This window comes from Fructilactobacillus sp. X1R3C1 (genome assembly GCF_059901545.1).
The window spans coordinates 60,633-74,747 of sequence record NZ_JBWXUT010000006.1; the positions used below are offsets into that span (position 1 = coordinate 60,633).

11 protein-coding genes are annotated in these 14,115 nt (G+C 39.0%); all 11 read left to right on the forward strand.

Annotation, left to right across the window (positions count from 1 at the left end; genetic code table 11):
• Window positions 1-53: 53 nt before the first annotated feature.
• Entirely contained in the window at window positions 54-1,070 is a 1,017-nt protein-coding gene (gene hprK, locus AC6UD8_RS06800) for an HPr(Ser) kinase/phosphatase (RefSeq protein WP_500694441.1), read from the forward strand.
• An 11-nt stretch (window positions 1,071-1,081) separates the two neighbouring features.
• Window positions 1,082-1,894 (forward strand): prolipoprotein diacylglyceryl transferase, encoded by an 813-nt coding sequence (lgt, locus tag AC6UD8_RS06805; RefSeq protein WP_500696121.1) that lies wholly within the window; start codon window positions 1,082-1,084, stop codon window positions 1,892-1,894.
• 26 nt (window positions 1,895-1,920) lie between these two features.
• The gene (locus AC6UD8_RS06810) at window positions 1,921-2,937 is read left to right on the forward strand and encodes an NAD(P)H-dependent glycerol-3-phosphate dehydrogenase (RefSeq protein ID WP_500696821.1); all 1,017 of its coding nucleotides are present in this window, start codon (window positions 1,921-1,923) and stop codon (window positions 2,935-2,937) included.
• 23 nt (window positions 2,938-2,960) lie between these two features.
• A complete protein-coding gene (galU, locus tag AC6UD8_RS06815; RefSeq protein WP_500723594.1) occupies window positions 2,961-3,860 on the forward strand; it encodes a UTP--glucose-1-phosphate uridylyltransferase GalU in 900 nt (299 codons plus the stop codon).
• A gap of 118 nt (window positions 3,861-3,978) precedes the next feature.
• A complete protein-coding gene (locus tag AC6UD8_RS06820) occupies window positions 3,979-4,488 on the forward strand; it encodes a thiol peroxidase (protein WP_500694437.1) in 510 nt (169 codons plus the stop codon).
• A 16-nt stretch (window positions 4,489-4,504) separates the two neighbouring features.
• Window positions 4,505-5,437 (forward strand): thioredoxin-disulfide reductase, encoded by a 933-nt coding sequence (gene trxB, locus AC6UD8_RS06825; RefSeq protein ID WP_500699851.1) that lies wholly within the window; start codon window positions 4,505-4,507, stop codon window positions 5,435-5,437.
• 152 nt (window positions 5,438-5,589) lie between these two features.
• Window positions 5,590-7,605, forward strand: a complete 2,016-nt coding sequence (gene uvrB / locus AC6UD8_RS06830) for an excinuclease ABC subunit UvrB (protein ID WP_500699850.1) — start codon at window positions 5,590-5,592, stop codon at window positions 7,603-7,605.
• Window positions 7,606-7,614: 9 nt separating this feature from the next.
• Entirely contained in the window at window positions 7,615-10,482 is a 2,868-nt protein-coding gene (gene uvrA, locus AC6UD8_RS06835) for an excinuclease ABC subunit UvrA (RefSeq protein ID WP_500696118.1), read from the forward strand.
• 44 nt (window positions 10,483-10,526) lie between these two features.
• The gene (locus tag AC6UD8_RS06840; RefSeq protein ID WP_500699849.1) at window positions 10,527-11,066 is read left to right on the forward strand and encodes an HdeD family acid-resistance protein; all 540 of its coding nucleotides are present in this window, start codon (window positions 10,527-10,529) and stop codon (window positions 11,064-11,066) included.
• Window positions 11,067-11,216: 150 nt separating this feature from the next.
• Window positions 11,217-11,486, forward strand: coding sequence for a CsbD family protein (locus tag AC6UD8_RS06845; RefSeq protein WP_500694432.1), 270 nt, complete (start codon window positions 11,217-11,219; stop codon window positions 11,484-11,486).
• A gap of 773 nt (window positions 11,487-12,259) precedes the next feature.
• Window positions 12,260-14,115 (forward strand): KxYKxGKxW signal peptide domain-containing protein (locus AC6UD8_RS06850; protein ID WP_500699848.1); only part of this gene is annotated, 1,856 nt, incomplete at its 3' end.

A 14,115-nucleotide genomic window follows, 5' to 3' on the forward strand; every position in this document is an offset into this window, starting at 1 on the left:
AGGTCTGATTGTGTTAGAATTAAGTAAATTAATTTTATTTGGAGGTAGGTCCAATGGCTCAGAGTGTAACGGTAGCTGATTTAGTAAAGAACACTCATCTTAGTGTCTTTTGGGGTCGTGAATATTTAGACCGTCCCATTACCACTAGTGACATTTCACGTCCGGGACTGGAATTGACTGGATATTTTAACTACTACCCAGCCAAGCGAATTCAGATCTTCGGGATAACTGAAACCTCATTTGCAAAGGGAATGAGTGATGAAAAATTAAAAGAAGTAATGACCAAAATGTGTCAACCAGAAACGCCTGCATTTGTTATTTCTACTCAACTAGAACCACCTGAGCAGTTAGTGGCAGCCGCCAAAAAGGCTCACATTCCAATCTTAGGTTCAAAGTTAACCACCTCTAGAATTCTAAGTAATATGACGACGTACCTTGAAGCTAAGTTAGCCGAACGAAAGTCCATTCATGGTGTTTTGGTTGAAGTTTATGGACTTGGTGTTTTAATTACCGGTGATTCTGGAATTGGTAAGAGTGAAACGGCGCTAGAACTTGTTAAGCGTGGTCATCGTTTAATTGCTGATGATCGAGTTGAGGTTTATCAACAAGATGAGCAAACCTTGATTGGTCAAGCTCCCAAGATTCTTAATCACTTACTAGAAATTCGTGGGATTGGAATTATTGATGTAATGAACCTGTTTGGTGCCGGTGCCGTTCGTTCCCAATCAAAAGTGGACTTAATCGTTCATTTGGACCAGTGGAACAAGGATACTAAGTATGATCGGCTTGGGACCGACCGTGAAACAACTCGAATCTTTGACGTTGATTTGAAGAAATTGACGATTCCGGTAAAACCCGGACGAAACTTAGCCATTATTATTGAAACCGCTGCGATGAACTTTAGGGCTCGTTCAATGGGATACGATGCGACTAAGGTCTTTGATAACAACTTAAATGAGTTGATCAAAGAAAATGCTTCTAAAAACAACCAGGAGCAAAAACACGAAGAACAAGCAGTTGAACAAAATAAGAAAGATATTAGCCAAGATGCTAATAAGGATCCTGAATAGGAGTGGAAGTTGTGTTTAGCATATTGGCATTAAATCCAGTTGCGATTCATCTCGGACCAATTGCGGTCCACTGGTATGGTATTTTTATCGCTGCCGCTGTCTTGATTGCCGTTTACCTTTCAATGAAAGAAGCTAAGCGACAACACTTAAATGAAGATGTTTTATATGATTTGATTTTGTGGGCGATTCCAATTGCGATTATTTCGGCTCGAATCTATTATGTGGTTTTTCAATGGAGCTATTATCGCCATCATCTAGATGAGATTATTCAAATTTGGGATGGTGGAATTGCCATTTATGGAGCTTTAATCGGGGCTGGATTATTTATCTGGTGGTTTTGTTTTAAACATCATTTGTCAGTCTGGCAGATTTTAGATATTGCCGCTCCAACCGTCATTATGGCTCAAGGAATTGGCCGTTGGGGTAATTTCATGAATCAGGAAGCATTTGGAGCGGTAACATCACTTCAATTTTTACAGCATTTACATTTACCTGACGTTATCATCAATCAAATGTTTATTAGCGGGGCGTACCGCCAGCCAACGTTTTTATATGAGTCACTTTGGGATTTAGCAGGATTTGCTGTCTTGATGATTATGAGACATGCTCCGCAGTTCTTTAAGCGTGGGGAAGTCTTTTTAAGTTACGTGATGTGGTATTCGTTTGGACGTTTTTTCACCGAGGGCATGCGGACCGATAGTTTAATGTTATTCGGCGTAATCCGGGTATCACAGTTGCTTTCCATTGTATTATTCGTAGTAGCACTATTTGTTTTAATTTATCGTAGACGAAACGACCAGTTAGTCTGGTACTACGGTAGTTAAGTGATTTGTAGGAGATAATTTAAATAATGACAGAAAAAATTGCAGTACTCGGTGCAGGATCATGGGGCAGCATGCTCGCCGATATTTTAGTTGAAAATGGGCATGAAGTTAAAATTTGGTCGAAAAGCAAGGAACAGGTGGATGAGTTAAATAATCAGCACACTAACTCCCATTACATCAAGAACTTTACCTTTCCAAAAGAGATGAAAGCTTATGCTGACATGGAAGAGGCACTTAAAGGAGTCGATGATGTTTTATTCATTGTTCCATCACAGGCAACTCGTTCGGTTGCAAATCAAGCTAACAAAATTTTGGGCAAGTTAGAAATGAAACCGTATATCATCCATGGAAGTAAAGGCATTGAAAAGGGTACCTATGATCGAATGTCTCAGGTATTGCAAGAAGAAATTGATCCTCAGAATCGTAAGTCGATTTCAGCCCTTTCTGGACCTAGTCAAGCTGAAGATGTTGCTAGACGTGATATTACCTTAGTTACGGTCGCCAGTGATGATATGCCATCTGCTGAGCATTTTCAAAAATTATTCATGAATGATTATTTCAGAATTTATACTAATAACGACATTATTGGGGTTGAACTTGGTGGAGCTTTGAAAAATATTATTGCATTAGGAGCTGGAGCCTTGGTGGGTTTAGGCTATGGAGACAATGCTAAAGCTGCCCTCATGACTCGTGGTATTGCGGAAATATCACGTTTAGGTGTATCATTTGGTGCGGACCCATTAACTTTTAGCGGATTGTCTGGTGTAGGTGACGTGATTGTCACCGCAACTAGTTCTGATTCTCGCAATTGGCGGGCTGGTTATCAGCTCGGCAAGGGTAAGAAATTGGATGACGTTGTTAAAGACATGGGCATGGTAATCGAGGGAATCGACACCAATCAAGCTGCATTTGAATTATCAAAACAACGTGGGGTAGAAATGCCCATTACATCCGCAATTCATGCAGTAATTAATAATGAAGAAACCGTTTCTGACGCGATTTCTAATCTAATGTCTAGAGAGGGACGTTCAGAACAAGGTTAATTCTAAAAGGGGTATATAAGAAGATGAAAAAAGTAACTAAAGCTGTTATTCCTGCCGCTGGTTTAGGAACAAGATTTTTACCTGAAACGAAAGCACTTCCAAAGGAAATGTTATCAATTGTTGATATTCCAACCATTCAATACATTGTTGAAGAAGCTAAGGCTTCTGGAATCAAAGACATTGTCATTGTGATTGGTAAGGGCAAGCGTGCCATTGAAGATCATTTTGATTCAAACGTAATGCTTGAAGAAAACCTTGAAAAAAAGGGTAAAGAAAAGATGCTCAAGTCAATTCAGAAGACTAATGATATGAACATTTACTTTATTAGACAATCTTATCCACGTGGACTTGGCGACGCTGTTTTAACGGCCAAAAGTTTCATTGGAAATGATCCATTTGTGGTTATGCTTGGAGACGACTTGATGGAAGATACGACTCCGCTCACCAAACAATTGATGAATAGTTACGAAAAGACGGGAGCTTCAACCCTTGCCGTTATGAAAGTCCCTCATAAAGAGACTTCTAAATACGGAGTAATTGAACCAGTTAGCGAGGTTTCAAAGGGACTTTATAATGTGAGAAACTTCGTTGAAAAGCCAGATCCTAAGGACGCTCCTAGTGATTTAGCAATTATTGGACGTTACTTGTTAACTCCACAGATTTTTGACGTTTTGGAACACACTAAGCCAGGTAAGGGGAATGAAGTTCAGCTAACCGATGCCATCAATACCTTAAATCAAACTCAAAGAGTGTTTGCTCATGAGTTTAAGGGTGATCGTTACGATACCGGCAATAAGCTTAGCTGGCTTGAGACTAACATTACCTTTGGTTTAAAACACCCTGAAATTGAGCAAGAATTACGTGAATACATTAAGAACCTTGGTCAAAAGCTGACTAAGGAAGACGAACAACAGAAAAATTAGATTAAAATGCCGACTTTTGCCGGCATTTTTTATTTTGAAGTATAATGATTAAACATTTAATTCAGTTTATGATAATATAATTTTGTACAATTGATATTAGTCAAGGAGGTTTTTGGTTATGAAAATTAAATTAGGTGGACTACCAGTATCATGGTTAATGGGTGATGATCAACCAAAGGTTGGCGATTATCTACCAAAATTTACCGTAAAAAATGCTGAAGGGAAAGATGTTACGACTGATGATTTAAAGGGTCAGACAACGTTGATTAGTGTGGTTCCTAACTTAAAGACAAAGGTATGTAGTTTAGAAACTGCTCGTTTTAACCAGGAAGCATCAAAGTTTAAGGGAATTAAATTTGTTACCATTTCAAATAACCCAATTGAATACCAAAAAAATTGGTGTGCCGCTCACGGTGTTAACAACATGGAAATTCTTTCTGATTTTAATGGTTCATTTGGAAAAGCCATGCACTTATACATCCCGGCTTTTGGTCACTTAGCTCGGGTGGTTTACTTGGTAAATGCTGAAGGCAAAATTTTGTATTGCCAAGCAGTTCCAGAAATTACTCATCAACCAAACTACGAACCAGTTCTTGACGAGTTAAAGAAAGTAACAAACAATAAATAATGATTGAGGCGATATAATGGCAAAAAAGTATGATGTAATTGTAATCGGTGCTGGTCCAGCAGGAATGACGGCAGCATTGTATGCATCACGAGCCGAACTATCTGTATTAATGCTTGATCGTGGGATCTATGGTGGACAGATGAACAACACCGCCGAAATTGAGAATTATCCCGGATTTAAATCAGTCTTAGGACCAGATCTATCTAAAAAAATGTACGATGGGAGTACTCAATTTGGTGCTGAGTATGGCTACGGAACCGTTACGGGCATTGACATTGATGGCGATAAGCGGATTGTTAAGACTGAAGACGGTGACTATGAGGCTCCTTCTGTAATTATTGGTGCTGGTTCTGAGTACAAGAAACTCGGAGTTCCCGGTGAGCAAGACTACAGTGGGAAAGGTGTTTCTTACTGTGCGGTTTGTGATGGTGCCTTCTTTAAAGGCGAAGACGTTGTTGTCGTTGGTGGCGGTGACTCTGCGATTGAGGAAGCTACTTATCTATCCAATATCGTAAAGCACGTTACGGTCATTCACAGACGTGATCAACTTCGGGCCCAGAAGATTCTGCAGAAGCGGGCCTTTGATAAGGACAATATCGATTTTGTCTGGAACAGTAACGTTACTGATATTGAAGGTGACGGTCAAAAAGTAACCGGGGTTGCGGTTAAAAACAACCAGACTGGTGAAACCACTAATATTAAAGCTTCTGGTGTGTTTATTTACGTTGGTATTTTACCAATGACAGCTGCCTTCAAAAACCTTGGCATCACAGATGAACAAGGTTGGATCGACACGGATGATGAAATGAAAACTAAGATACCTGGTGTATTTGCGGTTGGTGACGTGCGAAAGAAACACTTACGTCAAATTACGACTGCAGTCGGCGATGGCGGAACTGCAGGTCAGGGCGTCTTCAATTATGTTGAGGAACTCAAAACTAAAGATTAAACGAAAAAGAGCAGAGTCGATCTGCTCTTTTTGTATGGAAGCTTTGGTCTAATTGCTTTGCGAAAGTATGTTCGTATGCTAGAATTATTATAAGTAACGGGAGAAAGTTAATGCTTTCTCTTTTTTTTCCGAGTTTAAGAAGAGGTGCCAATATGATTAAAAAAACGAATAATAATTTTGACCTAGTTTCGAAATTTACTCCAACTGGTGATCAGCCTGAAGCCATTAAGGAATTGACTCAAGGAATCAAAAATGGAGATCGTGATCAGGTCCTTTTGGGTGCTACTGGAACTGGTAAAACCTACACTATGGCAAATGTCATTAAGAACATTAACAAGCCAACACTGGTTTTATCGCACAATAAAACTTTAGCTGGGCAACTTTATAGTGAGCTCAAACAGTTGTTTCCTAATAATGCGGTCGAATATTTTGTGAGTTATTATGATTTTTATCAGCCTGAGGCCTATGTTCCTTCCAGTGATACCTATATTGAAAAGGATGCTTCGATTAATGACGAGATTGATCAACTCCGCCACGCAGCAACGAGTGCTCTACTAGAACGAAATGATGTGATTGTTGTGGCTTCAGTTTCCTCAATCTTTGGTTTAGGAAGTCCAAAAGAATATCAGGACCATACGGTTTCGTTACACGTTGGGCAACAGTTAGAGCGTGATGTTTTTTTGCGTCAACTAGTTAATATTCAGTTTGATCGAAATGATATTGACTTTCAACGTGGTCGTTTTCGTGTGCACGGGGATGTAGTAGAAGTCTTTCCGGCTTCTAGAAATGAACATGCCTATCGGATCGAATTTTTCGGTGACGAGATTGACCGAATTACTGAAGTTGACACGTTGACTGGTGAAGTTATCGGTGAACGAAAACAGATTACAATTTTTCCTGCCACTCACTTCTTGACTAACAAGGAAACAATGGATGTGGCTTTACCTGAAATCAAGGATGAAATGGTAAAACAGGTTGCTAACTTTGAGAAAAAGGGCAAACTACTTGAAGCTCAAAGACTAAAACAAAGAACTACCTATGACATTGAAATGATGCGTGAAATGGGATATACAACTGGAATTGAGAATTATTCTCGTTATATGGACCGCAGGAAACCTGGCGAAGCTCCATACACATTATTGGACTTTTTCCCCAAAGATTATTTGATGTTCATTGATGAGTCACATCGAACGGTTCCGCAAATCGGTGGAATGTTTAACGGTGATAAGGCTAGAAAGCAGCAATTAATTGATTATGGATTTAGACTTCCCAGCGCGCTTGATAATCGACCATTAAAGTTACCTGAGTTTGAAAAACGGGTTAATCAGGTTGTTTATATGTCAGCTACTCCCGGACCTTACGAAGAGGATCGGACTGACCACGTTGTCCAACAAATTATTCGTCCTACTGGCCTACTTGATCCAACGGTTGAGGTCCGTCCTACTAAGGATCAGATGGATGACTTAGTGGGTGAAATCAATAAACGAGTTCAAAATAACGAGCGAACTTTCGTTACGACCTTAACCAAGAAGATGGCAGAAGATTTAACCGATTATCTAAAAGATTTGGGAATTAAAGTAAAATACTTGCACAGTGATATTAAAACCCTCGAAAGAACCCAAATTTTACGTGATTTGCGTTTGGGTAAATTTGACGTCTTGGTTGGAATTAACTTATTGCGTGAAGGGATTGACGTTCCCGAAACATCATTGATTGCAATCTTGGATGCTGATAAGGAAGGCTTTTTGCGTGATAAACGTTCCCTTGTACAAACAATTGGAAGAGCAGCTCGTAATTCACACGGACATGTTATTATGTACGCGGACAACGTTACCGATTCGATGAAGTACGCGATGGATGAAACTGCCCGTCGTCGTTCCATTCAGATGAAGTACAATCAGGAACACAACATTACCCCTAAGACCATTATCAAACCAATTCCTAAGGCCATTTCTGCGTATAAACAGGGAGAGAAAAACAACGATGATAATACTAATGGAAGCTTTGTTGAATCCGATTTTGACCAAATGAGTGCTAAGGATCAAAAGGAAATGATTGATAATTTAGAAGACGAAATGAGAGCGGCAGCCAAAAAACTTGATTTTGAGCAAGCTGCTAACTTAAGGGATACCGTGATGCAGCTTAAGGGTGAGAAAAAGAAAAAGTGAGGTGGTTAGATGGCAAATGACGTCATTAAAATTAAAGGCGCCCGTGAACATAATCTAAAAGACGTAAACGTTGATGTCCCCAAGAATAAAATGGTGGTAATGACCGGTTTATCTGGTTCAGGTAAGAGTTCTTTAGCTTTTGATACTCTTTACGCTGAAGGTCAACGCCGTTATGTCCAAAGTCTTTCCTCTTATGCTAGACAATTTTTGGGTCAAATGGATAAACCTGACGTTGATTCAATTGAGGGACTTAGTCCAGCCATTTCAATTGATCAGAAAACAACTTCAAAAAATCCTCGTTCAACCGTTGGAACTGTCACTGAGATTAATGATTATTTGCGTTTATTGTGGGCAAGAGTTGGGACGCCAATTTGTCCAAATGATGGAACGGTCATTACTAGTCAATCCGTCGATCAAATGATTGACGAAATCATGGCCCTCCCTGAACGCACTAAGTTGCAGATTATGTCACCAGTTGTCCGTGATAAAAAGGGACAACATAAAAAAGTTTTTGAAAAAATTAAACGCGAAGGTTTCGTCAGAGTCCGAGTAGATGGTGAAATCCATGATGCGACCGAAGATTTTGATTTAGATAAAAATAAGCGTCATAACATTGACGTGGTAGTTGACCGAATTGTCGTTAGAGACGGCATTAATTCACGATTGTCAGATTCACTTGAGACAGCTTTACGTCTAAGTGACGGATATGCCATTGCCGACTTTCTTGGTAAGCGAGAGCCGATGGTGTTTTCGGAACATTACTCTTGTCCGATTTGTGGTTTTACGGTTGGAAAACTTGAACCACGTCTTTTCTCATTTAATGCCCCATATGGAGCATGTCCTGAATGTGATGGATTAGGAGTTAAGTTGGAAGTCGATAACGATTTAGTGGTCCCAGATCAAGATAAGACGCTTAATGAGGGAGCAATTGAACCATGGAATCCAATTAGCTCAAAATACTATCCAGCAATGTTAGAGCAGGCTTGTAAAGCCTTTAATATTGATATGGATACTCCATACCGTAAATTACCAAAGAAACAGCGTGATCTATTGATGAATGGTTCCAAGGGGAAAACGTTCCATTTTCACTACAAGAGTGATTTTGGTGGAGTTCGTGATGTTGATGCTCCCTTTGAAGGAGTCCTTAACAACGTTAAACGCCGTTATCATGAAACCAACAGTAATTTCACTCGAGAACAAATGGAAAAGTACATGACAGAATTAACTTGTCAGACTTGTCATGGGTACCGTCTAAACGAAAAGGCCTTGGCCGTTAAAATTGATGGTAAACACATTGGGGAAGTTTCTGATATGAATATTGCTGACGAACGCCAATTCTTTAGTCACCTTACTTTTGGTGAACAAGATACGGTTGTTGCTCATCCAATTATTAAGGAAATCTGTGACCGGCTAGAATTTTTGGAAAACGTTGGATTGAACTATTTGACTCTGTCTAGATCAGCCCGAACGCTTTCTGGTGGTGAAGCACAGAGAATTCGACTTGCAACCCAGATTGGTTCAAATCTCTCAGGAATTTTGTATGTACTTGATGAACCATCCATTGGTCTTCATCAGCGTGATAATGATCGCTTAATTAAGTCCCTGAAAAAGATGCGTGATCTAGGAAATACGTTAGTTATCGTTGAACATGATTCAGATACGATGCGTTCGGCCGATTATTTAATCGATGTTGGTCCAGGAGCAGGAGAGAAGGGTGGTAAGATTGTTGCCACCGGGACTCCAGAACAAGTGGCTCAAAATCCGAAATCATTAACTGGTCAATATCTCTCTGGAAAGAAGTTTATTCCCGTTCCCTTAAAACGACGAAAAGGGAACGGCAAAAACGTCACCCTAAAGGGTGCTTTAGAAAATAATCTCAAAGACATTACCGTTAAATTTCCACTTGGTAAGTTTGACGTGGTGACGGGAGTTTCTGGTTCCGGAAAGTCTACGTTGGTTAATGATATCTTAAAACGAGCCTTGGCCCAGAAGCTGAATCATAATTCGGAAAAACCAGGTAAGTATAAATCAATCACTGGATGGAAGAACATTGAAAAACTAGTAAGTATTGATCAAAGTCCGATTGGCCGAACCCCTCGAAGTAATCCAGCTACATACACTGGAGTCTTTGATGATATTCGAGGCTTGTTTGCCCAAACTAACGAGGCCAAACTTCGCGGGTATAAAAAGGGACGGTTTAGTTTTAACATCAAGGGTGGTCGTTGTGAGACTTGTCATGGTGATGGAATCTTGAAGATTGAGATGAACTTTCTACCCGATGTTTACGTTCCGTGTGAAGTTTGTCATGGAAAACGGTATAATTCTGAAACGCTTGAGATTCAATACAAGGGAAAAAATATCGCTGAAGTTCTTGACATGACCGTGAATGAGTCGTTAGAGTTTTTCAAAGCCATCCCAAAGATTACGCGAAAGTTGCAGACCATTTCTGACGTGGGACTTGGTTACGTGAAATTAGGTCAACCAGCTAATACCTTGTCAGGTGGAGAAGCACAACGAATGAAGTTAGCTTCTGAACTCCATAAGCGTTCAACTGGAAATAACTTTTATATTCTTGACGAACCCACTACGGGACTTCATACTGACGACATTAAGCGATTAATTGGGGTCCTTTCTAAACTTGTTGATAAGGGAAATACCGTTCTGATCATTGAACACAATTTAAACGTTATTAAAGAGGCTGACCACGTGATCGACTTAGGTCCTGAAGGTGGAGCAGCTGGTGGATACGTAGTTGGAACTGGAACACCCGAACAGATTGTTAAACTGAAAAATAGTTATACCGGCGAGTATTTAAAACCAGTCTTAGAGCGTGATACTAAGCGAACTATTGAAGCTCAACAGCATCAGCAAAAGTAGATGTGGTAAAATATGGTTGAAACAAACTATTGGAGGTCATATTTATGATGTACGAAGATAAAAAATGGGGATTCGATTGGTTTGAATGTCTATTTGGCGTTGTCTTATTATTAGCCGCCGTTTTGATGTTCTTTCATCCAACTGCTAGTGCTGCTGTCTTGGCGATCATATTCGCCGTCGTTGCATTAGTTGCCGGGGTAAAATCAATTTGGGTCTATCGAAAGTTAAGTCAAGAAATTGGCTATCGAAGTTTTACGATGTTAATTGGTGGTGCGATTGAAATCTTGTTAGCACTATTGTTCCTGTTTAACGTTCATGCTGGGACCTTTACCCTAGGGATCCTATTTGCAGTTTGGATTCTGGTTTACTCAATCTGTCAGTTGATTGTAGTTGATCACATTCGTAAGTTTAACGGTGGGGTCTTCTGGACGTCACTTGTTTTTGATCTTATTACACTATTTTTAGGAATTTTCTTACTGTTAGACCCCAGTCTAGCTGCTAAGGTTTTAGCTATAATTGTGGGAATTGTCCTGTTAGTGGCAGGAATTAACATGATTATGCTGGCATTTGCTCATAAACTATAAAATTAATTAAGACACCTTAAATTAATGAGGTGTCTTTTTTTGGATTAATTCTTAATTAATATCTTAATGGGGGGGAAGTCTTTACTAGTTATTATTTTACAGGCATGATACTATTATATTGAATTATTAATCAATATTAGGAGGGTCATTATGAAGAATTTACTTTTAGGTTTTAGTTTGGGTGCAAACATCGTGTTAGGTTACTTAGTACTTGAAGATCGTTATGATTTAGACGATATTGCTGACCGCATCGATAACTTGAGTGACGTTGCCCAAGGTAAGGCACAGCAAATTAAGGGTGCTATCTCTGGTGACACCATGGATAAGATCAAAGGTGACCTACAAAGCAGTAAGGGGAACTTTATGAACAAAGCCCAAGATGTTAAAGATGACATCGACAGTGACCTTGATAACGAATAATTAGATGGGAAAAAAGCAATTTGCAATAATAAAGCGTCGTATAATATTTAGACTTTTTATATAAATTTATACTTCTAAGGATTCATACCGATTTAAATTGGTATGAATCCTTTTTTTTAGAAATTCGTTTATCATCAAACCGTTTGAAGAGAATTATTCACTAGCGAGAGTTGTTCTAACTCTTTCGGATAACTAAGGCTTTTTACACATTAAGAGAATAATGAATGTGAATTTAATTATAATTAATATAATGTGATTTCTTTTATAATTTTATTCACAAACAGCCACGTAATCCAGTAAAAACCAATGTTGGTAAACATCACAAGGAATGATTTTATGTTTTGCTAATAATTTATTAGCAAATTAATTTTCACGGTAATTCTCACATAGTGCGAGTAAACGGGGCTTGCGGAGTATCTTGTTGCTATACTTGGCGTTGAATTTGGCTGTCATTTTCATTATGTACAATCATTAATTAACATTTAAAATTATTATTAGTAAAAAGTGAGAATTACGTTGCTATCATTGGACTTACGCAGCTAATGTTACAAAACCATTACGATTTTTCGTTTTATTTACACACAATGAGAAACAATTACCTCCATGCATTGGTTAATCGTGGAAAACACTGCCATGCATGCCTTTGTTTTACTCATATTGTATAAAATACGATTGTGTTCAATTTAATTTCAGATTGTGCAATAATTACTTAAGGCTAAGTAGGCCGGTAAGTATAGATTAATTTGAAATTAGAAGGGCAGGTTTTTATTTATATGTTTAATCGTGATAGCAAAACACATTATAAGATGTATAAAGCTGGTAAACGATGGCTGTTCAGTGCCATTACAGTCACCATGTTTTCAGCCGGGATTTCAGGCGGAATCCTTATGTCTAATCAACATAATGTGAAAGCGGACGTTACTAATAACACTCAGATGAATTCACAAAATAGTGATTCGTCTGATAAGCAAGTTGTAGTACCGCAAAATCAGACTACCAATGATCCGGCAACTGAACAGAACGTCACCAAGAGTGATGAGGCAGCAAATACACAGGCTAATTCATCACAAAACGACACAACTGATCAAAATGTTACCAAGAATGATGACGCTTCAGCTAAGCAGACCGACTCATCACAAAATAAGTCCTCTGATGAAAACATAGCCAAAAATAATGACACCACATCAGATAAGCAGACTGACCAAGACGCCACTAAAAATAATGATGCATCTGACCAAAAGAAAGATGTTGCACAAGATCAATCAGCTGACAAGCAGACTGACCAAGACGCCACCAAGAACGACGATGCTTCTAACCAGAAGAAAGATGCCACACAGAATCAATCAACTGATAAAAAAGCTGACTCTGATGCCACTAAACAAGACGAAACTAAGAATGATGACACTACTAATAAAGTAGCCGATGCATTAAAAGATCAATCAGCAAATCAAAATTCCGATCAGAAAGCAACTACAAGTGATAACGCAGTAAACAAGCAAGACGCTGCGGTAGCTGCCAACCAAAAGACTGATGATCAAGCAGCAGTCAAAAACCAAACGGCGGCAGCTTTAGCCACCGATGATGGTCAAGCTAAAGTTGCAACTACCAATTTTGCCGAAAGACAACCATTCAACGTTGACATGCAAGATCCAGATTATAAGGCACTAGGAGTTCCTTGGGTCGATCCTGATGAAGAGCACTATACTTACGGATATGTAAGTGTTAATGCCCCAGAAGGCACAACCAAAGTTAAGTGGTTAGTTTGGTCAACTGATCGTAATGGTGATGGAACTGTTTATGTAAACGAAATTGATGCTGATGGTAATGTAATTGGAACTTATCTATTAAAGGATAATGGTACAACTTTGTCTTCCACTAACGTTGATGGATTGCATTACTACAAGTGGGATGATCATAATACTGGAGTTGGTTTCAATGCCGACCAACCAGATGGTTATTCACTTATTAAAGAGTGGTTCTATAACAATTCTAGTGATAGTGCTGTTCCACTTGGTCAGATGTCAATTATAACTCCAGAGGTTGTTGATCAAGTAGTTACATGGACTAACCGTGATACCGGGCAAGTAATGGTTACTAAAACTTACAAGGGAATTGCTGGTCAACATTATACGATAAGTGGATTACCACCAGAAATCCCAACCACTTATTATATTTCTACACAACCTACTAACGCGTCCGGCTCTGTTTCAAACTTTGGTGTTCCTGGTACTGTGTGGACTGAATATTATAGAGAGGGTTATCGTCTTGTTTATACTGAGACTGATGATCATGGTGGTATGAAAGTTCAACTCTTTGATAAAGATGGTAATTTAATTCAAGGTAGTGATGGTCAAGATACTTATTACATTGATGCAAATTATATGTATGATCCTGCTAACAAGCAGTATTCTTGGAGTATTGATGGATACGGTAGAATTATCCTTTTGTCAATTTATGTGCCACAATCACGGAAAATTGACTTTGGAGTTGCTCAACTGGGAAAATTAGTTCCAGTTGATTCCAATGGCAATCCGATTGACAATGGATCCCACGATGTTCCATACGAAACGCAACCAGACGATCCTACTAAAGCACAACAACCTCAATTACCTAATATTCCTGGCATGAT